Source organism: Sinorhizobium kostiense (assembly GCF_017874595.1).
GTDB classification, from domain to species: Bacteria; Pseudomonadota; Alphaproteobacteria; order Rhizobiales; family Rhizobiaceae; genus Sinorhizobium; species Sinorhizobium kostiense.
This window is the reverse complement of record NZ_JAGILA010000002.1, coordinates 411,507-434,058: the sequence shown is the minus strand read 5'-3', so window position 1 is coordinate 434,058 and position 22,552 is coordinate 411,507. Positions and strand designations below refer to the sequence as shown.

Here is a 22,552-nt window from a genome sequence, read left to right as displayed (position 1 = left end):
CGACGGAATGAAGTCCGTTCGCAGATGCACCTGGAGCTACGATCTCGAAATGCTGACACTGGTGGCCACGCGTGGAAGAGACTTTCCACTGTCGATGGTCGCCAGTCGCCTTCGCTGTCCACGATGCGGCTCCAGGATGGTGACCGTCATGTTCATGCCTCCGACTGAGGTCGACCGGCGGCGAGGGGCAGCATAGGCTCGTGCTGCATCGCCGGGGCTCAGCGGTGTCAGACCGGCTTTGTTCCCGTCCTCAGTAACCTCCCATGTTGTTCTGGCGTTGATCTTGGAAGCTTGGGTCCGACAACTATCTCGAATGCCGGGAGGCCGTCCCTTCACTCGTCATGGGCACGTGGTGAGAAAAGAATATGCGGTCGCAGCGAATTATCTGCCGAATGATAGGGCTCACGATTACGCCTTTTCATGCCTGGTACGGATTGAGCGCAAAGCTTGAAGGCTGTCGGGCGGCGGAGGGCAGTGCAGCCGGCCCAGAGTCCTAAGCAGGACGCTGGCAGCGCCAGCTGACTGGTTTGACAGGCAACCCGCAATAGTTGCTATGAAGTTAGAATCTCTGAAGCGTCCCCGACAGCGTGATCCCGTCGCCGCTGCCCGCATATGAGATCGAATTCGCCGACTTCTTCGTGATGCGGACGGTCGCGGGAGCGCCGCCAATAGGTTGCGCGTAAGTGTAACTCAACACGCCTCCTGTGACGGTTCCGTCGATAGAGTACGTCTCTCCGTTGTGGGGCGCGGTCGCTGTGCCGGTTACCCGATTTCCGTCGACGCTCAGATCGAGAACGAGCGTTGCCCTGATCAAGAGCATTCCGACTGAACCCTGCCAGCGCCCCTCGAAAAACTTAGGTCCTGCGGCTTGTTTGTCATTGCCGCCGCTTCCTTTCGACTTTGCGTACGATGTGCACTTTTTGACCGCCAAGCTCTTCCTGGTGATCGGCCTCGTACCGAACACGCTCTCGGATTCAGAACCGGCATTGCGAATCACGGTGACCTGAGGAGTGTTGTCCAGGTAGTACTCCACCTTGCTGCACGAACCAGCGGAACTCTTGACTGTGAGCTCGGCCGAATAGCTCCCTTTCGATCCAGAAACGCTATCGATGCTGATCGACCCACGACAGGCACCTGTCGGCTGGTCGAAATCGCAGGCGGTGACTCCCGCCGTCGACATCGCATATCCACAAAGCAGTACCGAGCCGAGCAGTCCCAGTTTCATTCGACGTTCTCCTACACACAACTGAGATCACCGATACCGGAGGCGTTCAGTTGCCGCATCCTCCAATTGGGTGATGGAGTGGACGCCCCAGTTCGGCGGCAGCTTTCCGCTCGGCAGTGCCGGTCGCATGCATCACCATGCCGGTGACCGCCAAGCCGTTGCGGTTCTCCATCAGCGCGTGCCCCAGATAGGCCAGTCGGCTCTCCTGGCCTTTCCCCTTGCGGTACAGCCGCGCGTCCGGGTCGGTCGTCGATGCGTGCGTGTCGTTCGAGCGGTCGAGACAATCGGTGAAGCTTTCAGCTTGGGATGGCAAAGGCGCGGTGCGCGTACGGCAATCGCGAGGGAATGAAGTCCATTCGCCGATGCACCTGGAGTTACGATCTCGACATGCTGACGCTGGTGGCTGGATGGTCGCCAGCCGTTTTCGCTGCCCACGATGCGGCTCCAGGGCGGTGACCGTCTTGTTCATGCGTTCGACTGAGGGCGACAGGCGGCGAGGGGCGGCGTAGGGCACCGTGGCAGGCAGGGAATGCAGTTCCCCGTCAGTTCATTCGATGGGCTAATGGACTCAACAGCTGATGTAATGCATCGTGCCGCTTGAGGGGGCGCACATGGGGAATGTGGTCAACTTCGATCCGCGAAAGCAGCGAAAGCGGAAGGCCAGAGGTAGTGGGTCATCTCGGCCGCATCCGCGCTATAATCGCAACCATCCAACGAACGGTCAGCTTGCCGATTGGATTCCTGGCGTCGCCCTCGCGGCGGGTATTACCATACTCGCCACAGCGATGCTCACGTCGCCGATGGCGTCCGGCATTGGATGCGATATCAAAGGCAATGTCAGCACTACCGGCGAGCGGATATTTCACGTTCCCGGCCAGGAATATTATCGCGAGACAGTCGTCAATCCGTTACGCGGCGAGCGATGGTTCTGCTCTGAGGAGGCGGCGCGCGAAGCTGGATGGAGGAAGGCCTTTCGGTGAGCCTTTTCTCTAATCGGTGCGTTAATAGCCGAAATGGCCAGAGCATCTTCGAAAAAACTATCCGACCCGCCTCCGCCCGACCCAATGCCGAGCCGCGTCGATCCGTGCCTCGCGACGCTCGTGGACAGGCCGCCGCAGGGGCCGGACTGGGCATACGAAGTAAAATGGGACGGTTACCGCATCGCCGTCCACGTCGAGCCTCATCGCGTGCGGCTCATCACGCGTGGCGGCTACGACTGGACCGACCGCTTTCCGGCGATTGCGGCTGAGGCGATGAAACTCGGACTGAAGAGCGGCATTCTCGACGGCGAAGCGGTCGTTCTCGATGAACAGGGGCGATCCGATTTCGGGATGCTTCAGCGCGCGCTCGGGCGTCGCCCGGCTGCGCACGAGCCCGGAGAGATCATTCTGTTTGCCTTCGACCTTCTTTATCTCGACGGCCGCGACCTGCGCCGACTGCCCCTACGCGAGCGCCGACGCCTGCTCGAACCCATTGTGGGAGGTCGTGAAGGTGCCATCCGCCTCTCGGAAGAGGTTCGGGCGGAAGGCGAGGAGTTTCTCCGAGTTGCTTGTGCGCACGGGCTTGAAGGCATTATCGCCAAGCATCGTGACAGACCGTATCGTTGCGGCCGGACTGACTGGTGGCAGAAGATCACGTGCAGCCGCCGCGACAGCTTTGTTATCGTCGGATACGAGCCGTCAACACTGCCCGGTGCAGTCGGACGGCTGCTGTTGGCCGCGCAAAAGGGAGGCCGCCTCGTATACGTTGGCGGTTGTGGCACGGGCTGGAGCCGCACGGAATCGGTCAGGTTGCGAGAGTTACTCGACAAGATCGTGACCAACGAGCCGGCCGTGGCTCTCAAACGCAAGTGCGCGATTTTCAAGAAGCCGCTGCTCGTCGCCGAGGTCGAATATCGTGCATGGACCGAAGACGAAAAGCTCAGGCATTCCTCGTTCAAGGGGATCAGAGAGAGGGCGGATGACGCGTCAGTGTTCAATCTGTAGTCTTGCTGCTCGAGAGTCAGAACTCTCGGCACGAACTCGATTGCGTCACAGCGGCGACGAGCGGGCTTCAGCGGGGTTTCGGTTAACGAGGGGACGCAGCGGCAGGGTGTCAGGCAACGGGCCGAAGCTGGTATCCAGCGGCCGCGACGATGGCCGAGAGGCGTTCGAAGACGTAGCGCTCAATCCGATCGAGGATGGCCTGAGGCACCTGTCTGGTAGACGACGGCTTCCTGTAGCTCCAAATCGTCCTGGGTGCCGCCTGCGCGATGCTGGCGGCTGCCTTGTAGTCAAGGCCGCCGATGTCGAGGAGGAATGCCAATTTCTCCTGCGACGTCATCTCTAAGCCGTCCTGGCGGCGATAGAGTGTGTTGCGGTTCGGGATCATTCGCCCCCTCGTTCGTAGATGAGCAGGGCTTCCTCGACGGTGTCCGCATCGATCCAAACGGCATCGCCGTTATCGCTGAGGCCGACCTGGCCGTTTGCAGGATCGACAACGGCGAACAGGTCGCCGGCGCGGAGTCCTTCCTCGTCGTAGACAGGGACGAGGCGCGGCTGGACGCCGGGGACATCCTCGACGTCGAGAGCTTCAGCGAAAGCCGGGATCATTCCAGAATGAGCCAGATCGTGAAGGAGGGCGTTGCCCACCGCCCAGAGAGGCACGACTTTCGGTGCGCCATACTTCGAGTCGACCAGTGCGGCGATGGCACGGATATCAATATTTTCTGTCTTGATGGTCTGAAGCATTATATTCACTCCTGGTGCGCCGAGTTCCAAAATCGGCGACGGGCGGGAAGGTGTTTTCCGGCCGTAGAGTAATGATTGCTCGTATCCTTGATGGATACAAGTATAAAATCTAAAAAAGCGAAAATCAAACGCAAGTTAACCACGATATACTTAAACTATACTTCAGAATTTACTTAAACGAAAAAGGCGCGCGGTTATTTTGGAACCTCCGCGCGCCTCTCAGGAAAAGAATACAAGCTCGATGAGCTGCACCGTCCGACTTTTATCCGTCGACGGAATGCGGGTGTCAAGAAAAAGCCCCCGGCGTCGGTTGGACGCCGGGGGCTGGTGTTTAGAGGCGCTTTGCGTCGATGTACTCACGGACGGCGGGGCCAAGGCGAACGGCTGCGTAGGCAGCCAAAGTCGCCGGCTTGTCGCGCATACGAGCGACCTCTTCTGCGTCGCGGTTGTTCGTCAGCGAAAGGTAGACCTCGGTCTCGCCATAAGGCAGGACCGCCTCGAGGATGCTCTCGCCGGCGACTACCATGACGTTCAGGCGGAAATCGGGCTTGAAGCCCAATTCGATTGCCTTTGCGTCGAGCTCGCATGCTTTCGCCGAGTACCCCTTTACGGTGTACGATTCCACCACGCCGCGGCGGCCGTCGGCGGCGGCGGAGATGCGGGTGACTTTCTTGCCCATGTGCGGACTCCTGTGTGTTTTTGACCACGGCCTTTCAGCTCCCGTGGTCGATGGTTTTATGCTGAAAGCGGTTGGAGGGAGGGAGCCCCGCCGGGATTGACGGGGCCAGGGAGGTAAGAGGGTTAGGCCGCCTGAGCGAACTCGGCGACGAAGTCTTCGATGAGGCCCTTCGCTTTGGCACGTACCGCCTCGAAGTCCTCCTTCGCCTTGGCCACCAGCATCACGGCCTGTTCGAGACCAGGATGGTTGAACGGGAAGCCGAGAGTGTCGAAGACAGCGCCGATCTCGACGCCGTCCGGGAATTCGACCGATACTGCGAACGGACCGGGTTCACGGACGGGGTTTGGCGTCAGGAGATAGCCGTCGTCATCGAGGGTGAGGGTGCGGCCGTCGAGTACGTCGGCGGTGGCGCGCTGGTGATGCAGCTGAATAGCAAGCTGCAGGAGCGCCGTGGCGGCCTTCAGATCAGTCGCTTGCGGCTGCGGTGCCAGAACGAGCGAACAAGTCATGCGGTAGTCCTTCCGACGGATTTCTCAACCGGCATCCGGAGGCCGAATAGCAAGAGTGCTTGCTACGTATAGGCTCCTGAGTTCGGTGATTGATCGTCGACATGACTAATGCTCCCGCGAATTGAGCTCCGCTTGTAGATACTGAATCGGAATCAAACCTTGAAACGAAAGATAGACTTTTAGCTATCTCACCGAATCTCAAAGAAAACACCCCGCCTGTTGGCGAGGTTCCGATCTAAAAGAGCGGTTTGAGAGGGGAAGGCACTTCGGCGTCCGCGTTATCAAGCTCGCGCTGCTCCAGCGCTTCCGGCCACCATTCCCCCCATCCCGGGCAGTCCTGGCAGTCGTCGTCTTCGTTTTCTGGGCGTTCAATCGTAGCAGTCATAGTCGCAGTCTCCGAACTAGCTCACAGAATGCTGAAGGTAATTCGTGGCATCAGCAAGCGCCGACCGGCGTGTTCGACGAATAGCCTTCCACGCCCGCGGCAAGACGGCATAATCGTCCAGAGATATGATTTCGGCGGACTTCCGGTGCGCCGGCCGTGTCGCTAGGTATGCTTCGCTACCTCGCAGGAACTTGAGCGCCTTCTGCCGACGGTCTTCCTCCAAAATCGAAGGCAGGTACGCGTCGACGGCGTCGTGAAGTATGTCGATGATATCCAGGTCTTTCATGTCCCCTCGCTTCTCTCCGGAACTGCATCCGGTTATCCCGATGTTGTTTTCGCCGGCGGACGACCGCAAGTTCACGGCCGCCGGCGGACGGGTGGCAGGTTCTCGAGGATGACGAGGGCTTCGGGACCATACCCGCTGCCGCCACGCGAAGCCTCTTCGAGACCGAGCCATCCCCAGTCGAAGGCGACTTTGGAGACGAGGTCGATGACAGCAGGCGTCGGGTCGGCGTTCTTCGGTCCGCGGAATTGCCTCACCGCAATGCCGTGGATTTCGAGTGTAGCCAGTGGCGCGCCGTTCGGATCGCGGACGCTGTAGATATGCCGATCCGCTTCGGCGAGCTGCCAGTCATATCCCCCATGGCCGATGCAGTGGCGCATGATGCTGCCCTCTTTTCTGAGCGCCATTGGTGACAAGAGTTCGACGAGGGTGTGACCGGCTCCGAGCTCGGCCACGAAGGCCTCGTCTTCTGGGCCAAGCTCGACGTCGGCGACCTTGCGCGCCCGGAGACCTTTGTCGGCCTCGCGGACAAGGCGCTCGAGAGAGCCGGCTTTCATTAGCTTCTTGGGATACCCTTGGGCGTCGAGATTATCGAGCCAGGCGTGGTTGTCGGAGCGGGCGTTGATCAGCCAGTCGACGACGTGTCGGATATCGGCGCTGTGGCGGCCGACCCAGAGTCGAGCGCGCTGCGCCCACTTCCGTCGGATGAAGTCGCCGCCTTGTTCGGGCCAACCATCAATCCTCCGCCATTCCTCACCGCCATGTTCTTCGACAACCCGGAGCCACTCGGGGTCGATGGCGTCTTGCCGAAGCCATTCGCTGTAGAAGATTCGGACCAGGCTGCAGCCGACGAGATGCCGGACGGGGTAGAATATCCGGTCGGGAACATCGAGTTCGCAGACAAGTTCTCGTCGAGCGACTGCATATTCCGGGTGAGAATACTTGCTCATTCACGCAGCTCCCGCAGGCTTCAGGCGGGGTTCATAGCCGTGGCCTGCCAGAAGGCGATCTAGGTGCATTGGCTCGTAGCCGGCGGAGCGAAAATCTCGGCCGACTTTAGCGCAGAGCTGCGCATGCAGATCGGCCCATCGCGCGTTGATGTCGATGAACACCTGGAACATCGTGCGGCCATATCGACGTGCCTCAGGAAGCTTGTTCCACGACTGCTCGCGCAATCCCAGTGACGGCCAGCGCAGGGCGTCGGGGTTCGACTTGCAGCAAGCGAGCGTCATTCCCCTGTGGCGTGCGACGCGAGTGATCTCCTCGGCGATGCAGGCGAGGTCGAGCTTGGCGACGTCGGCGAGAAGGAAGAGATCGCTCAGGTGTTTGACCCGGTAGTCGGTCGGCGGCTGGGTCAAAACGGCCAGCCACTTCTCGGCCGCCATGGTCACCAGCGGAACCGTTCGGATGCGGAGCGGGTCGACGCCTTCGACGAATGAAGGCAGGTTGGAGTCGACAATGACCGGCGGCAGGGCGTGGGGGCCGCGGGCGAGCGTCATGTCTATCTGGGAGTTCGCCCGGACGCCACCGGCCTTCCCACGGACCTTATAGCGGGTGACGGGGTCTCCATAGCCGACGTCGATTTCCTGCGCCTGTGGAGACAGGAACTCGAGCGTTATGCCTCGTGCCTCAAGGAGGGGAGCGATGACCTTGAACCCGTTCTGAATTTCGAGGTTCGTGTACCGGCGGACCGTCAGGATATCGACGTCGTCGGTCTCGCGCAGCGTCTGGGGAAAGAGGTCGCCACCCTTGAGTATGATCGGAGCCGGCCCCATTCCGTAGTGCCAGACCGAGAGAATGGCGTCGCCGAGAACGCGGGCGGCCGCCTTGTCGATATTCAGGCCGTGTGCCTTCACCGCCCTTTTGAGCCTGGCGTCGAGGCTCTCGTGTATTCCGGATATCTTTGCCATTGTCGTCCCCTCAGACTGTGTTGTGAGGGGATCGTGTGTGCCGGCGATGCAAGCCACTACATCACTACGCGATTTTGCCGTCGGTCGATTCCGAAATAGGAAGTAATGGGGAGAAGACAGCCAAATCCGACAGGCTCAAGACGGCTTGCGTGAGGAGCTGGGGAAGGCCGGTTGAGAAGCGCCGGAGACCATAGTGACGAGGTCTCCGACATCCAGACGTCGCACACGTCGACGGACCTGACGCTCGGCCATCGTCGGTGCGTAGCCACGGGAGACCAGGTAATTGATGGCCATGATCTCCAGACCGTCCGAGCGGCGGACGTCTTTCTCAGAGCCGCGTTGCTCCGCCGTGTGACGGTATACGGCAAGCGCAGCCGCGAGTGCGGTGTCAACGGCATCCGCCTCAGGGCGTTGCTGGCTGCGCAGGCGCTCACGATACCGCTCCTGTGCGGAACGCTGCGCTTCGTTCTCTGGATTTCTCACCCTCGGCATAGCCCGATCCCTCATCACTACGACATCACTACGCGATGAGAATGAGCGCCGACGAAGCAAGAAACAAAAGCCCCGCCGTGATCGACGAGGCTTTTCAATTTACGCATGGGACGCGGATGTCCCATTTCCATTTTATGCCGATTTGAAGAACCTCGGCTCGATCTTCCCGGCCGTGATCTTCTCGATCGCGATGTCGGCTTCGTCTCCGAACACGGACGCGAAGACTTGGCGGATCACCTCGGCTTCGTCGTCTCCGGAACGAAGGATGTGGAGCGCGGCGTCGGTGAGTGCATCGCGGATGTGCTGGCGCGTCGGTAGGACAGTGCCAACTTCGAGCGCGGCTTCCACCTTCGATCGCGTCGAGCGCACGGCGTCGGCCTGGTACTGCTTGCGTTTCTTCGCCGGCAGTTGCCGGATCGGCGTCGGGCGGTACGATTCGTCGATCATTTCGGCGAGGAGTTGGACAGTCAAATTCGTCATCGGCGCTGGCTTCTTGCACGAGGAATGTTACCATCGTGGTTGCGGGCTATTCTTGGCGCAAGTGTTTTTCAGGTAAAACGCTTACTGCGGTGAATTCTACTTCGCTCGATGCTTTGCTCGACCCATCGCCTGGGTGCAGGTCAAAACAGCAAAAAAGAGCGAAGCGACCCGTTCTTCCAAAACATTCCCAGTCCAGCGTATCTTCAGCGCGTCTCACGCGCGTATGTACTTAGAATCGTAGCAAAAATCGAAAAATGCTGACAAGAAAACCCTTGCAGCATGTGCGTTTGTCAACTTCATCAAATCCCATAAATCCCGGTTCTCCCCGGAGACCCCAAAACCGCAAATCCCATAAATCCCGGTTTTAAGGCACATAATCCCACGATTTCAGCTGGATGGGATTTATCGAAAATGTCAGCCCAGGCGGATGAATAAAATATGTAATATAATGAATGATTTAATGAGCAAATCCCATTTAAAGCATGTTTGGAAATCACAAACTAAGTAATAAATGGGATTTACTATTGACGAGAGCAAAGCCGGCGGTAACGATTGAAGTAGAAATACTTCTGAGGGAACCATGACTACACCATCGTTTAAAAGGCGGCTGCCGTTCCAACCCGCACCTAGAGGCAGCACCTCCGACGCCCTTGCCAAGGGGGCGTCTTTGGCCGTGATCGCACCGCAGTCCCCGAGGCCGGCCGAGATGCTTGCGGGCGTCGTGATCGACAACGGTGCAGTCGATCTGACCGGCTTCGATTTGGCGCTGCACGAACTCCTTATCTCCAGAGCGTACGAGAACGACCGTTCGATGACCGCGACCTCGTACGAGATACCACTCGTCGAATGCCTTCGCTTCCTCGGGTCCGACGCCCGCCGCGATGCTGTCGAGCGGTCCTTGGGCAAGATGGAGCAGATCAAGCTCTCGTTCGCCGGAGAAGACGGGCGCAGCTTCCGCGGGGTCAAGATGCTGACTTTCTGGGAGGCGACAAAGGGTACTGAGACGTCACTCGGGTACCAGTTCCCGGACCCCATCCGCTGGCTCATGCGCAGTATGCCAGCCTACGGCTACATCGAACTTAACGCCCTGGGCCGCGGCAGCATGCGGTCAAAGTATAGCCATATGCTCTATAAACGGATCGCGCTCGACGTCGCCAAACATCCGTGGAGGGCCGGCGAAGACAACAGGTTCGAATTGACGTTCACTCCGGAACAGCTGGCCGAAGTCGTCGGCTTCCCTCCAGTCAAGGGCGTCATTCCGTTCGGAAAACTTCAGGAACGGGTGATCTCCAAGGTCATCGACGACTTCGCCGGCGTCCGGAAGTTCGACGTCCGCATTTCCTACGACGGCATGCCCGCCCCGAAGAAAGGCACGTCCGTCGGCAAGATCGAGCTTCATGTCCGGGTAAACCCTGACTCCCATCACACCGTATTCGCCAATACGGCTCCGTTCGAAAAGGCTGGCTACCGTATCGGAGCGCCTGACGAGCCGCGCTACAGGATCAACTCGGTTTTCTGGCTGAGGGTGCCACGGACGTTCAAGACGCTCGGCATCGACCAATCCCTTGCAAAGGACACCTGGCTTGTGGCGCTCAAGGAGGCTCTGGACAACGATCCACTGACGCCTGCCTACGCGACACGCAGGTATCGAGGGGCAAACCTCCTGTCGGCGATCGATGCCGACGGTGTCGAGGCCGCTGCGTGGAACTTCTTCGCCGAAGAGACCGAACTCGGCCGCGACCTTGTTGGGTTTCAACACGTGATCAAGAACCGTGTGCCGGCCGATACGGCCCGAAAGGAGCGGGTGGAGCGCGTGAAAAAGCCGAAGGCCTCAGCGCCGTCGCCGGCTCCTGTCGCTCAGGAAGAGTTATACCCGACCTTCGAAAACTGCACCCACATCGACCTCGAGATCGACACCGCGGCGTCCAAAACCGATCTCGACGACATCATATACGAACATATCAACAGCATCGTCTGGAATGGCACCCGCAGGATTGTCCTTCGAGCCTTCTACGAGGTTCCGGGTCAGCGTGACGTCCGTCAGCACTTCCGCTTCATCATTTCACCGGAGGACGAGAACGAATTGCTCAGCGAGCTACGCAGGATCGGAACATGGATCGACACACCCACATTCCGCATCACGGAAGATAAGGCTGCCTGACATGACAACGAAGCTGACAGATGAACGATACAACGAACTCTATCAGGCTAAGCACGAGGCGATCCTGCTCAACGTCGAGAAGTCCGTCTCGACTACGGAGGGTGCTGCTATCAACCGCAGCATCACGGAGTACCTGTCAACCCTCCAAGACGCCGACGACATGCGCCCGGTTTGGATTCGGTTCGCCGATATCGGCACGGCCAATGTCTACTTTCTCCAGTCGCATCTTGCGTCCGCGGACAAAGCTTCCCTTGCGGCCCTGGTGCTGGCGATTGAAGGCGTCGAGAGATTTTCACTGGTCTCGTCATTCGATTTCAAGACCCGGCAGTATCCCAGGAAGGCAATGAAGAAATCGAAGTTCAAGCTGCCGACTGGGTTGCCCAGCGATCCGAACAACAAACGGATCACGAAGAAGCTTGAGTTCTACCCCTTTCCCGATCCTAATTGCCTCCCGCTCAAGCTTCGCTTCTTCTCGTGCGAAGAGGCCATGCGCGAAGCGTTCAAACTAGGCGACATCTATGAGCGCTGGCCATTCTTCGGTTACGACCGGGATGATCTCCGGGTTACAACCGAGAAGCTGGTCGCCGAGTTCGCCGAGCGATATCCCTATCTCGCCGAGGCCGACAAGGTGATCGGCGGCAAGCTGACGGAGGTCATCACCGAACTCGGAAAACACCCATACCAGAAGCCGTTCGAGCTGCGCCGCTTTTGGTCATCGGTCAAGCGAGGAGGCGTGCGGTCATGGGCGCAACTCGCCAACGAGCTTCTCGCCGAGGTCGCCCAAGGTGCTGGAAATCCGTACAGGCACTACGAGGAAGCCGAAGAGATGACGACGGCGACCGCTCACCTTAATCGGGATGACCGCCCCCGCGGCGATCGCACTTCGGTAACTACGTATGCCGGTTTCGCGAAACCAGGATGGATGCGTCGGAAGACGCGTTGACAACGGCCATCGCACGCGGCAAAGTTGCAAATACGTTGACCACGAGAGACGAGCCGAAAGCCATGTCCAACCTGCGAATAGCTATAGCGAACGCCTGACGCCCTTCAAGGGCAGCGCCGCTATTCTCTATTCGTAGGAGTTCAAAAATGGCTGAGGAAAAGCCGGCTCTCGAGCGTCGTCTCGCCGATCATCACATCAATCGCTATCTCCGTCCGTACCGCCGCGCCGAGGCGTGCTTTCTCGTCGTAGTCCTGCCGACGGGCATTTCTTCGCTCGTGTGGAAAGACGCCGCACTGGCGTGGTCGAGCCAGGGCGATAAAACTCGCTGGCGCTATAAGGACCCGGCAATCGTCGCGTCGGACAAGGCGCTCACTGATCTCAACGTCGCGCGTGACCGTATCGTAGTGCTAATCGAGCGCGAAGACCGCGACGAGTACCTTGAACATACGACAGTAGCTGCCGCAGACGCCGTGGTGGATATCACGGAAATCGATCCTAAGCTCATCCAGCTGGCTTTCCGCGAGGTCACCGGCGGCGACATCTCGCATGCAGACGCCACCGTCCTCGCCGCGCTGCCTGCTTCTCGTCGTCGCCTGATTTCATTCGCCGGCCGACCCGTGTCTGAAGTGATCGGCCGCCTTGCGGTCGCACAGGAAAAGGAAGACCTCGCGAAGGCGACGCAGAAGGTAGCGCTCGAAAAGAAGGCTGCGGCACCCCGCCTGGAAGACCTCCATGGCTACGGCGAGGCAAAGGAGTGGGGTCTCGAGCTGGCCCGCGACATCGCGGACTATCGCAATGGCTTGATCGAGTGGTCGGACGTAGACGGTGGCCTGCTGCTCTCCGGTCCTCCCGGCGTCGGCAAGACGCGCTTCGCGGCCGCGCTGGCCGAGACTTGCGGTATTCCGCTCGTGGTGGCTTCGTTCGCGAAATGGCAGGCCAAGGGGCACCAAGGGGATGCCCTTAAAGCAATGCAACTCACCTTCGACGCCGCTCGCCGGTGCGCTCCGTGCATCGTATTCCTCGACGAGGTCGACAACTTCGCGGACCGCGACAGCGACACTCACACCTCCGACTACATGCGCGGTATCGTCAACGCTCTCCTTGAACATCTGGACGGAGCAGTTGGCCGCGATGGCGTCGTAGTTCTCGGCGCGTGCAATAACGCGCACATCGTCGATCCGGCGCTCCGCCGTTCGGGCCGTCTGGATCGCCATGTAGAGATCGGGCTTCCGGACGCTGGCGCTCGTATGCACATTCTGCGCCGGTATCTCGGCGTCGATCTGGACATGCGCCCCTTCCTCCGTCGCACCGAAGGAATGACCGGCGCTGACCTCGAACGCGTAGCTCGCGACGCTCGTCGCCTGGCTCGCCGCGAAGGCATCGAACTCGAGGACCGCCATGTCATCGCCGCGCTGCCGACGCGTATTCGCCGCACGCCGGACAACCTGCGTCTTCTCGCCCGCCACGAAATCGGACATGCCGTGGTAGGCCACATTCTCGGCGTCGGCAGCCTTCTCGTGGTTCACGTCACGCAGGAGTTTGATCCAAACGCGTCAGCTGCGCCAACAATCGCCGGAGCGGCCGCCTTCCGTTTCCCCGACGGCCAACAACGTAACTCCGTGTCCTTTACGAACAGCATTTGTGCGAAGTTGGCCGGTTTGGCAGCTGAGCAGCTGTACTATGGCACCCATGGTGAGGGGTGCATTTCTGACCTGGAAGACGCGACCGCCTTGGCTACCTATATGCTCGCCAGCGTTGGAATGGGTGACACCCTGTCGTCCGCCGGTCACCGCGACCAGAAGGCGCTGGAACAGGCTCGCCTGGTGGACCAGAAACTCGCCAAGACCGTCGAGGAGATGCTCCAGACGCAAGCCGTTCGCGCCCGCGAAATCCTTGAGCAACACCGCGATGCAGTCGATGAACTCGTCGAATTGCTGATCTTGCGCGGCCGTCTGAAGGGTCCGGAAATCATCGAGACGATCCGTTCGTATGAGATGGGGCCGACCCTGACAAAGGCGGTGTAGCTATGGCTTTCACGAGGAAGTTTTACATCGCTGACACGCACTTTTGTCACGAACGTATCCTCGGCATGCAGCCGCGACCGTTCAGCACGATCTCGGAACATGATGAGGCGATCATCGAACGCTGGAACTCGGTCGTCGGCGACGAGGACATCATCTACCACCTCGGCGATGTTGCCTTCCAGCTCAACAAGCACGCCGACCGCATCCGGGAGATTTTCAGCCGCCTCAAGGGCCGCAAGTACCTGATCATCGGGAACCACGATGTGACAGCGAAAGGCGACCTGCATCCGGTTCTGGCGGAGCTAGATTGGGCGACACGCCCAGAACACGCGATGCGGACCCGTGACGGCGGCCGCGATGTTTACATGTCGCATTACGCCGCTCGGACGTGGCCGTGCCAGCACTACGGTAGCGTTCACTTCTACGGACACTCACACGGCCGGCTGCCTGGAGTCGGACTGTCGCGGGACGTCGGCGTCGATCTCCCGGACGTGGGCTTCACGCCGCGCAGCTTGGACGAACTCACGAAAGGAATTATCTGATGACTGCAGCCGAGCTCAACGAGCTGTTCGGTGCAATCATCGCCCCGACGGCAGAGGTATCTATTCCGGATGCGTGGTTGCCTGCCGTTCACGATGCGCTGCGAGCCATCGAGGAGTTGCCGACAGACATCCGGGCTTTCGCAATCGTGACCGGGGTCATCGAGTCGGATGGACAGCTCCGGATCAAGATCACTGCTGCGCCGGAGTACATGCCCGAAGACGGTATGCAGCGCATCGCGGAAATCGTTGCCAATGCGCAGGCAGCGGTTAAGCGGAGCGTACACTGATGCACCTCGAAATCGACATCGCGATCCGACGACAGCTTGGCGACATCCTCCCCGACGACGTCGCGCTTGGGGTAGGGGATGGCTGGCTCGGGCTTGTCGGCAGGGCTCTCCTCGAAATCCGGATCGCCGCCCACGGACGCCCGATCAAAGTCACTCAGGTCGGGCAAAAACGAGGCAGCCTGCTCATTCATACCGATGCCCTAGCGCAGCGAGTTCCGATGGCTGTCGCCGACGCCATCGATGAAATCCGATTCAATGCATCCGACCGGTCGGCGACCACGTGCGAGCGATGCGGCTCGCTGGGGTTCTTGATCCGGGGCGACGAGCCTCGGGTCCGATGCGGTCGCTGCGAGGCGACCGAGGTGGCGCGGCAGGCGATCCGGCAGGAGTACCGCGAGCACATCGAGGAGTGCTGTCAGTACTACATTGGCGTCTGCATTAAGACGGGAAAGCTGCTTCCCGTCGAGAACGTCATTGTGCGTGTCGCTCCGACGACGGACGAGGAACATCGCATTCTCCTCGACGAAGTCCATGAGCGCCTGGTCTGGTGGCGGGCGGGTTCTTGGATCGAGGGCATCGACGAGGCGCTGCGCGAACCCTTCCGCAAGCTCGAGTTCGTTCGCACCCAGGCGACGGCCGATGAATGGTCCGCCGTACGGAAGCTATATCCCGAAGACTTCGTCCAGGCGGATCGACATCAAGCGCTCGTGGAGAACCAACGCACCCGCCGAGCCACCGAAATCCGCTCGGCCGCACTGGCGTATGTCCGAGAATGTGCCCACAAACATGCCGTTCTCGACATCGAGACGTTCGGTCAGCGCCGGTGGCGTCAGGACGGCGTCGTCAAGCGCAGGATTATGATCGACGCACTCTCCGACGATATCCGCAGCGGCATTCCGGTTGTCGATGTCTGGAGGAGGTTTGAAGTCTCCGGGCGGATCGCTCGGCGGCTCGTCGGAGCGCAAGACTACACGGCGCTCTACGACATCCTTGATCGCAACGGGATGGACCCCAGCTTCATGCCGCGTGACGTCGCGGCATGGGTCAGGGAAGGGAAGATGACTGCGGAAGACGGCATGGACATCCTTGGCATCGAGCACGCTGCGGAATTTGAAGACCTCGTGGCGCGTTGGCTCGCCGGCGAGGACTGATTGCTTCTGGAGCGGGAAAATTCAAGACCTCGATCGATACACGTATAAATTGATGTCTTGAATTATCATCGGATTGATATCGGGGTCATTGAAATTTTGGCTATTTTGTTAAAACCATTATAACGCATTGAGTTGTCGCGAATTTTAGAAATTCAAGAACTCGTTTGCAACACTCCCTCATGTTTGTGGTCGCCCTCGTAAAGGTTGCAAATTAGTTGTTGACAAGCCCCGATATGTTGAGGCTTTTACACCCAACGAAACGACGAGGTGACGATGAAAGAGGACGACCCCAGTCTCCTGGACGACACGAGGAAGCTCCTGGCCGATATCGACGAGGCGTATGTCGAATTCGAAATTGGGTCGAACCAGATTTCCAACTCGCTCAGGGCTGCCGTGGACTGCCTAACCATGGAAACGGCAGGTTCTGCGCCTCGAGATATCCTCCCCAACACGCCGCTCTCGCTAGAGGAGGCGGCATGCCTGCCGATTTTTGGCGGCCGCCTGTGCGTCGATCCGGCGTTCAACCGACAGGGGAATGTCTCCGCGAAGGTGCTGCGGGATGCCATTAACGACGGGCATCTTGGGCACGTGGGCCTAAACAAGAAGAACCGCAAGACAACCTTCGAACTCATCGAACAGTGGATCGCGTCATGCCAAGAGCAGCCCAGCCCCCGCATCTCGTCTGGATCAAGCCGAAATACAACAAAGAGACAGGCAAGCTCAAATCGCGCGGCTACTGGGCCATCAAGCACCTCTCGAAGCTCACTAGCACTGGATGCGGCCTTGAGCAACGTGATGAGGCTGAGAGGAAGCGGTTCGAATACGAAGTAGCCCTGTATGCCGAGCAGCCGCTGGCCGAGGTCGTCGCCGAAAACGGCAAGGGGGTTCGCGACGTCCTCGTGGTGGACCTGATCAATTTTTACGTCCAGCGCCATGAGAAGAAGATCGAAGCGAAGTCCAAGGACAGAAAGCGTGACTATCTCAACACGGTGGAGCGTCTGCTGCGGTTCTGGGCAGGGAAGTCGGTTTACGACATCAACGAACGGACGATCTCTCAGTACCAGCAGACGGCTCGCGTGGGAAAGCCGCTCTCGGACAACCATACCCGTCGCGAGCTTCAGGACCTGAAAGCGATGGTACATTTCGGCATCAGGAAGAACCTGTGCGAACTGAATGGGCACGTCATCGATTGGGAACTGCCGCCACCGCCGATGCCAAGAATCGAATTCTATTCGGTAGCCGAGGTCGCAAAGCTGGTTTGGACGTCCTATCGACAGAAGAATATGGCGATGGGGAAGAGGGGCGTTAAGACGTCGAAGCATCTCGCTAGGTTGACACTAACAGCCGTGTACACTGGATCGCGTGCAGAGGTGATGGAGCGGGCGAGTTTTACAGAGCTGCCCGGTCGGCCTTGGATCGATCTGGAAAATGGCATCTTCTTCCGCGCGTGGAAGGGCCGTCGCGTGCCGAACAACAAGCTCGCCGATCCAGTCCGCATTCCTGAGAAGCTTCTGTCGATGATGCGACGCTGGGCGAAGGAGTCGCCCAACCTGGTGGAGCACAACGGAAAGGTCGTGAAGACGAGGCGCGGCTTCCACAGTCTCAAGAAGAGCGTCTTCTCGGAGGAAAGGGCGAAGGTGGTCAACTTCCACACCTTAAAGCATACCTGTGCAAGCTGGTTGATGATGCGTGGAGTGCCCGTCGAAATTGTCGCCCATTACATTTCGACTACCCCGGAGATCGTCAGGAAACACTACGGTCATTTCGCTCCTGACTTTCACCAGGAGGCGGTCGACGCATGGCAAACCAAACCCAAGAAGCGATCCGATCGGAAGGTCGCTGAGGCGGCTTGACGCCTCAGCGCACCTAACGATATCTAACGGAACAACGGAAAATATCAGGAACGAACGGGCACCAACGCGGCATCGGAAGCGTTGGTTTGCAGGGTTCTTGCCAGAAAACCCCGCCCTTCGGGACGTGGGGGTCGCGTGTTCGAATCACGCCACTCCGACCAGCCTAACTCCATGAATTCCCGAATTTCTCTGGCGCCTACGCGCAAGAATCCGCTCGTACGTCTGACGTGCCGGTAGAGCCATTTTGCAGTCAGGTGGAATTACCTGACGGCGCAAATACTGCGACAAAAGCAAAGGGATGGAAGCGGCGGTGCGAACGCGTGTGAGCGCATCCCGCTCTATCTACGTTCTACTGCCGTGGAACCGGCGCGCAGCGTCCAGCAGCGAGTCCTCGTCGCTGACGCCGCTACGCAGTTCATTTACGAGGAAGCGGGCAAGATGTTCGGTCTGCTCACCCTGAGCTGCGATCTTGTATTCGGTGCACAGCTTACCGAAGACGGACCGAAGCAGATCGATTTCGTTTTCCTGGAGTTCTGCCGCCAGTCGGTCAGGGAAGGCGTCCATGATGGTTCTTTCCGAAGTGCCCCTGGCGCCTCGTGAATGCGCGACGCACGACCGTGTGGGGTGCGGGCGGAATCGATGCAAATCGGGCCGGCGCCCCGCACTCTATTGCCGGCGATCATCAGTGCGGTCCGTATCATGTGAAATAAACGAACGCGAGTAAAGGCGCCCTCTTGGGAAAAACGGGGCGCCGGGCAGGTGCTATCGAGGGCGCGAGGCCTTCTTCGGGGCCGGCAAGAGCCCCTCGCGCTGGAGCCTCTTGCGGGCAAGCTTGCGCTGCCGGCGCACGGCGTCGGCCCTTTCTCGCGCCCGCTTCTCCGAAGGCTTCTCATAGGCGCTGCGGGCCCGCATTTCGCGAAAGAGCCCCTCGCGCTGCATCTTCTTCTTCAGGACCCGAAGGGCCTGCTCGATATTGTTGTCTCGAACCGTGACTTGCAAAAATACCTCCATGGTCTTGCAGCGGGGCGTGCTTGGGTTCAGGTCGCTGGAATCTACCGTTTGATCGTAGTGGTAAGCGGCGTCACCCAGCCGCTCCTGCCGAGCCTATCGCTGTCGCCTTCCGCTGGTGAGGCGCGCGCGGATCTCTCGGAATCGATATCGGACTCGGCAATGCATCGCTCGAAGTTCTCGCTCTCGAACCGAACACGGTACTGCGGCTCTTGGAAGGATGCCGGCAGCGCGGCGACAATGCGGCACGGCCCGTTATTGCTTATAAACCGGATCGGGGCCCCGTTGAGGACGATCCAGTCGCCGACTTTATATCGATGTGTACTCATAAGCCCTCCAACGCGCCCTGACAGCGCCGTGCGTCCTCCGGGACGCACCACGACGCTGCAAGTGTTTGAATCGACGTATCTTGCTTTTCGAAAATCGATTACGATTTTCGGGCCGCCACGTCTAAATAGTCGTCGTGTGTCACGAAATAAAAAAGGCCGGGAGACCCCGACCTTCCTCATCGTCTTACCTTACCGGTGCCAGTACATCCGTGGTCAAAGGCCGGGGGACGAGAAGCGCGTCGCGTTTTAACGCATTCGTGCGACGCGCTTTAGGTTCGTGTTGTGCATGTCGTTGTCCCAAAACCGCTGCGCACTTTGGGCGACATTGCATTACTGCGGCACTCGATCAGAGGGGCCGGAGATTTTCTGCAGACGTCTTGCCTGTACGGCGGTCCTGCGTAATCTCGAAGCTGACCTTTTGGCCCTCCTTGAGAGAAGACATGCCGGAACGCTCGACTGCGGAGATGTGCACGAACACGTCGGCCGCGCCGTCGTCCGGCTGAATGAAGCCAAACCCCTTGGTGGCGTTGAACCACTTTACTGTTCCAGAACTCACGATGATCCCTTTCAAATCGCATGTGGAAAAAAACATCGCTCCATGGCGATGTATCAGACCGATCTTGTGAGGATTTTCGTGACGATGCGCGGAGCGCGGTAACAAATATCGTCGATCGATATCGATGGGACCTATATAGGACGGCCCTCGATTATTTACAAGAATAATTTTCCGACCGCCGAAAACAACTATGTTGCGATAGACAAAGGACGCGTAAGTCTTTTCGATCGAGGCTTCAAATTTCCCGTTCATGCCGGGTTCCTTCCCCCGCACTCAGGCCATCAGGCGGGCTGTCCCACCACGCCCGAAAACTGCGGAACAGCCCTATCGACCATCATGATCGACGCGCCAGCCTACAGAGAGCAACGGTCGAATGAACAGCCTCGGTCGAAGGGCCGGTTGACTTAGACTAAATGCATTCTTGCTGCCTGTCCCGTTTCGAGACCTCGCCAGGCTGTCTGTCGCGCTCCAATTAAAAAGGGGCCCCCGAGGACCCCCTTTTTAGCCGTTGTAATGGTCCGGTCACTCGTCGATGGCGTCGATCACCTCGATCGCCTTTGCTGCGTTGACACGGCGGATGTCGACGTCCTCGCGGCGGCCGGCGAAGATTTCCGTCGCCATCAGCTGATCAGCAAGATCGGCCGGCAGCGACAGGATGACGCGGTGTTCCTCGGCATGGATGCCGCCAATAGTCGCGCGCCTCCCGGTGATCATGCCGCCGGCTACCGTGTTGTTGGTGTCCGGGTCGATCAGGATGAACGCACCGGTCGTGCGGTTCTGCTCGTAGCTGTCGAAGATCGCCTGCTCGTCGAAGGTCAGGTGCACCTTGCCTATCGCGTTCATCGGCAGCTCGTCGGCGTGGTTCCACTTGCCGGACTTGAGGTCAAGCTGGGTCACCGGCTGCACCTGAACGCGCTGACGGCGGCTGCCGGACTTCAGCCAGTAGCGCTTGCCGGGCTGAATACCCTCCGGCTGCAGGGCCACGAGCTGGGCGTCAAACGCAAGCCCGGTCATCGGCTGACTGTCGATCGTCGCAATCATGTCGCCGCGCGAGACATCGACCTGCCGGTCGAGCACGAGCGTGATCGCGTCGCCGGCGACCGCCGCATTGCGGACAAGGTCGAAGGTGACGATCTTGGTGACGTTGGCGACCATGCCGGACGGCAGGATGACGACGGAATCGCCGGGCTTAACGGAGCCGCCGGCGACCGTCCCCTGGTAACCGCGGAAGCTCTCGCCCGGGCGCGAGACGCGCTGGACCGGAAGGCGGAAACCGACGGTCTGGGCCGAGCGGGTCGTTGCGAGCTCCAGCACTTCGATCAGCGTCGGGCCGTCATACCAAGGCATCGAAGCGCGGCCGTCATAGACGACGTTCTCGCCCTTCAGCGCCGAAACCGGGATCGCCGTCACCTGGCGCACGCCGAGCGACAGCGCCAGTTCCTTGAACTCGTGCGAGATCTGCTCAAAGCGGGCGCGGTCGTAATTCGTCAGGTCGATCTTGTTGACCGCGAGCACGAACTGGCGGATGCCCATCAGCGTCGCGATCGTCGCATGGCGGCGGGTCTGTTCGAGCAGGCCGATCCGGGCGTCGACGAGCAGCACTGCGAGATCGGCGGTCGAGGCGCCGGTCGCCATGTTGCGCGTATATTGCTCATGACCGGGCGTATCGGCGACGATGAAGGAGCGCTTGTCTGTTGAGAAATAGCGGTAGGCGACGTCGATGGTGATGCCCTGTTCGCGCTCGGCCTGAAGGCCATCGAGAAGCAGCGCGAAATCCGGCAGGCCGAGATCGTTCTGCTTGCCATTCGAATCGCGCTGGAGGCTTGCCGCCTGGTCTTCCTTGACCGCCTTGGTGTCCCACAGCAGTCGACCGATCAGCGTCGACTTGCCATCATCGACACTGCCGCAGGTGATGAGGCGCAGCGGTCGGGAATCGCGCGCGATCCGCGCCGGCTCCTGTGAGGGGAGGGCAACCGCGTTTTCGTCCAGGGCTGCGTTCGCTAGTGCCGGTGCGGTCATCAGAAATATCCTTCGCGTTTTTTCTTTTCCATCGAGCCGGCCTGGTCGCGGTCGATCGCGCGGCCCTGGCGTTCGGAGACGGTCGCGGTTTCAAGTTCGGAAATGATGTCGTCGAGCGTGGTCGCATTGGAGCGGATCGCACCCGTGAGCGGGAAGCAGCCGAGCGTGCGGAAGCGGATGACTTCCTCGCGCTTGGCCTCGCCCGGCAGCAACTCGAGACGGGGATCCTCGGCGAGGATCATCATGCCGTCGCGCTCGACGATAGGGCGCTTCTCGGCGAAATAGAGCGGCACGATCGGAATTTCTTCCGCCTGGATGTAGCGCCAGATGTCGACCTCGGTCCAATTGGAGAGCGGGAAGGCGCGGACGCTCTCGCCCCGGCGGATCATACCGTTATAGATGTTCCAGAGCTCCGGGCGCTGGTTGCGCGGGTCCCAGCGATGGTCCGGCGTGCGGAAGGAATAGATACGCTCCTTGGCGCGGCTTGCTTCCTCGTCGCGGCGTGCGCCGCCAAATGCGGCGTCATACTGTCCGGCGTCGAGCGCCTGGCGCAGCGCCTCGGTCTTCATGATGTCGGTATAGAGCGCCGAGCCATGCGTGAACGGCGTGATGTTCTCCACCGCTCCGCGCGGGTTGGTGTGGACGACGAGGTCGAGGTCGTACTTCTCCACCGTCTCGTCGCGAAACGCGATCATCTCGCGGAATTTCCACCCGGTATCGACATGCAGAAGCGGGAAGGGCACGCGGCCGGGATAGAAGGCCTTGCGCGCCAGGTGCAGCAGTACGGAGGAATCCTTACCAATCGAATACAGCATCACCGGGCGCTCGAATTCGGCGGCGACCTCACGGAAGATGTGGATCGCCTCGTTCTCGAGCGCCTTCAGATGCGGATCGAGCGGCGGTTTGGTGCTTTGCGGGTTATGCAGTTCCGTTTCCGGATGGATATGGGGCATTTCGAACTCCGGGAGGATTGTCGTGGGCTGCGGC

Annotated in this window: 25 protein-coding genes and 1 pseudogene; 9 read left to right on the top strand and 17 right to left on the bottom strand. The window is 59.8% G+C overall.

Going from position 1 to position 22,552, the window contains the following annotated elements:
* Window positions 1-559: 559 nt before the first annotated feature.
* Window positions 560-1,225, bottom strand: a complete 666-nt coding sequence (locus J2Z31_RS08565) for a hypothetical protein (protein ID WP_209601482.1) — start codon at window positions 1,223-1,225, stop codon at window positions 560-562.
* A 79-nt stretch (window positions 1,226-1,304) separates the two neighbouring features.
* Window positions 1,305-1,499 (bottom strand): annotated as a pseudogene (locus J2Z31_RS08560) (IS5/IS1182 family transposase); the annotation flags it as partial.
* A gap of 337 nt (window positions 1,500-1,836) precedes the next feature.
* On the opposite strand from J2Z31_RS08560, the gene J2Z31_RS08555 reads away from it, so the two are divergent.
* Both J2Z31_RS08555 and ligD read left to right on the top strand, forming a co-directional pair.
* Window positions 1,837-2,205 (top strand): sunset domain-containing protein, encoded by a 369-nt coding sequence (locus J2Z31_RS08555; protein WP_234939340.1) that lies wholly within the window; start codon window positions 1,837-1,839, stop codon window positions 2,203-2,205.
* A 33-nt stretch (window positions 2,206-2,238) separates the two neighbouring features.
* A complete protein-coding gene (ligD, locus tag J2Z31_RS08550) occupies window positions 2,239-3,210 on the top strand; it encodes a non-homologous end-joining DNA ligase (protein ID WP_209601481.1) in 972 nt (323 codons plus the stop codon).
* A 109-nt stretch (window positions 3,211-3,319) separates the two neighbouring features.
* Here ligD and J2Z31_RS08545 read toward each other — a convergent pair whose 3' ends face one another.
* The 9 genes from J2Z31_RS08545 to J2Z31_RS08505 form a co-directional block, all read right to left on the bottom strand.
* Window positions 3,320-3,595: a hypothetical protein gene (locus J2Z31_RS08545; RefSeq protein WP_209601480.1), complete on the bottom strand. Its 276-nt coding sequence runs from the start codon at window positions 3,593-3,595 to the stop codon at window positions 3,320-3,322.
* A complete protein-coding gene (locus J2Z31_RS08540; RefSeq protein ID WP_209601479.1) occupies window positions 3,592-3,954 on the bottom strand; it encodes a hypothetical protein in 363 nt (120 codons plus the stop codon). The genes J2Z31_RS08545 and J2Z31_RS08540 overlap by 4 nt, the downstream gene beginning before the upstream one ends.
* Window positions 3,955-4,285: 331 nt before the next feature.
* Complete coding sequence (locus J2Z31_RS08535) at window positions 4,286-4,633, bottom strand: hypothetical protein (protein WP_209601478.1); 348 nt, start codon at window positions 4,631-4,633, stop codon at window positions 4,286-4,288.
* A 122-nt stretch (window positions 4,634-4,755) separates the two neighbouring features.
* Entirely contained in the window at window positions 4,756-5,142 is a 387-nt protein-coding gene (locus J2Z31_RS08530; protein ID WP_209601477.1) for a hypothetical protein, read from the bottom strand.
* A gap of 401 nt (window positions 5,143-5,543) precedes the next feature.
* Entirely contained in the window at window positions 5,544-5,813 is a 270-nt protein-coding gene (locus tag J2Z31_RS08525) for a hypothetical protein (RefSeq protein ID WP_209601476.1), read from the bottom strand.
* A gap of 71 nt (window positions 5,814-5,884) precedes the next feature.
* Window positions 5,885-6,760 (bottom strand): PcfJ domain-containing protein, encoded by an 876-nt coding sequence (locus J2Z31_RS08520; RefSeq protein ID WP_209601475.1) that lies wholly within the window; start codon window positions 6,758-6,760, stop codon window positions 5,885-5,887.
* Window positions 6,761-7,720 (bottom strand): nucleotidyl transferase AbiEii/AbiGii toxin family protein, encoded by a 960-nt coding sequence (locus tag J2Z31_RS08515; protein WP_209601474.1) that lies wholly within the window; start codon window positions 7,718-7,720, stop codon window positions 6,761-6,763. It abuts the gene before it with no gap.
* Between the two features lie 135 nt (window positions 7,721-7,855).
* Window positions 7,856-8,212: a hypothetical protein gene (locus J2Z31_RS08510; RefSeq protein ID WP_209601473.1), complete on the bottom strand. Its 357-nt coding sequence runs from the start codon at window positions 8,210-8,212 to the stop codon at window positions 7,856-7,858.
* Between the two features lie 132 nt (window positions 8,213-8,344).
* Complete coding sequence (locus J2Z31_RS08505; protein ID WP_209601472.1) at window positions 8,345-8,692, bottom strand: hypothetical protein; 348 nt, start codon at window positions 8,690-8,692, stop codon at window positions 8,345-8,347.
* Window positions 8,693-9,359: 667 nt separating this feature from the next.
* On the opposite strand from J2Z31_RS08505, the gene J2Z31_RS08500 reads away from it, so the two are divergent.
* The 7 genes from J2Z31_RS08500 to J2Z31_RS08470 all read left to right on the top strand — a co-directional run bounded on the left by J2Z31_RS08500 (window position 9,360) and on the right by J2Z31_RS08470 (window position 17,653).
* On the top strand, window positions 9,360-10,853 hold the full coding sequence (locus J2Z31_RS08500; protein ID WP_209601471.1) for a hypothetical protein: 1,494 nt from the start codon (window positions 9,360-9,362) through the stop codon (window positions 10,851-10,853).
* Between the two features lies 1 nt (window position 10,854).
* On the top strand, window positions 10,855-11,796 hold the full coding sequence (locus J2Z31_RS08495; RefSeq protein WP_209601470.1) for a hypothetical protein: 942 nt from the start codon (window positions 10,855-10,857) through the stop codon (window positions 11,794-11,796).
* 146 nt (window positions 11,797-11,942) lie between these two features.
* Window positions 11,943-13,820: an AAA family ATPase gene (locus J2Z31_RS08490; RefSeq protein WP_209601469.1), complete on the top strand. Its 1,878-nt coding sequence runs from the start codon at window positions 11,943-11,945 to the stop codon at window positions 13,818-13,820.
* A gap of 2 nt (window positions 13,821-13,822) precedes the next feature.
* Entirely contained in the window at window positions 13,823-14,362 is a 540-nt protein-coding gene (locus tag J2Z31_RS08485) for a metallophosphoesterase (protein WP_209601468.1), read from the top strand.
* Window positions 14,362-14,649 (top strand): hypothetical protein, encoded by a 288-nt coding sequence (locus J2Z31_RS08480; RefSeq protein WP_209601467.1) that lies wholly within the window; start codon window positions 14,362-14,364, stop codon window positions 14,647-14,649. The genes J2Z31_RS08485 and J2Z31_RS08480 overlap by 1 nt, the downstream gene beginning before the upstream one ends.
* Window positions 14,649-15,800: a hypothetical protein gene (locus tag J2Z31_RS08475; RefSeq protein WP_209601466.1), complete on the top strand. Its 1,152-nt coding sequence runs from the start codon at window positions 14,649-14,651 to the stop codon at window positions 15,798-15,800. The genes J2Z31_RS08480 and J2Z31_RS08475 overlap by 1 nt, the downstream gene beginning before the upstream one ends.
* 650 nt (window positions 15,801-16,450) lie before the next feature.
* Window positions 16,451-17,653: a tyrosine-type recombinase/integrase gene (locus J2Z31_RS08470; RefSeq protein WP_209601465.1), complete on the top strand. Its 1,203-nt coding sequence runs from the start codon at window positions 16,451-16,453 to the stop codon at window positions 17,651-17,653.
* 342 nt (window positions 17,654-17,995) lie between these two features.
* Here the strand turns inward: J2Z31_RS08470 and J2Z31_RS08465 are convergent, their stop codons facing one another.
* From J2Z31_RS08465 to cysD, 6 genes are all read right to left on the bottom strand, one after another.
* The gene (locus J2Z31_RS08465; protein WP_209601464.1) at window positions 17,996-18,217 is read right to left on the bottom strand and encodes a hypothetical protein; all 222 of its coding nucleotides are present in this window, start codon (window positions 18,215-18,217) and stop codon (window positions 17,996-17,998) included.
* 198 nt (window positions 18,218-18,415) lie between these two features.
* Entirely contained in the window at window positions 18,416-18,652 is a 237-nt protein-coding gene (rpsU, locus tag J2Z31_RS08460; RefSeq protein WP_209601463.1) for a 30S ribosomal protein S21, read from the bottom strand.
* Window positions 18,653-18,705: 53 nt separating this feature from the next.
* Entirely contained in the window at window positions 18,706-18,990 is a 285-nt protein-coding gene (locus J2Z31_RS08455; protein WP_209601462.1) for a cold-shock protein, read from the bottom strand.
* 346 nt (window positions 18,991-19,336) lie between these two features.
* The gene (locus J2Z31_RS08450; protein ID WP_209602274.1) at window positions 19,337-19,546 is read right to left on the bottom strand and encodes a cold-shock protein; all 210 of its coding nucleotides are present in this window, start codon (window positions 19,544-19,546) and stop codon (window positions 19,337-19,339) included.
* Window positions 19,547-20,068: 522 nt separating this feature from the next.
* The gene (gene cysN / locus J2Z31_RS08445) at window positions 20,069-21,565 is read right to left on the bottom strand and encodes a sulfate adenylyltransferase subunit CysN (protein WP_209601461.1); all 1,497 of its coding nucleotides are present in this window, start codon (window positions 21,563-21,565) and stop codon (window positions 20,069-20,071) included.
* Entirely contained in the window at window positions 21,565-22,518 is a 954-nt protein-coding gene (gene cysD, locus J2Z31_RS08440) for a sulfate adenylyltransferase subunit CysD (RefSeq protein WP_209601460.1), read from the bottom strand. Before cysD ends, cysN begins: the two co-directional genes overlap by 1 nt.
* Window positions 22,519-22,552: the final 34 nt, after the last annotated feature.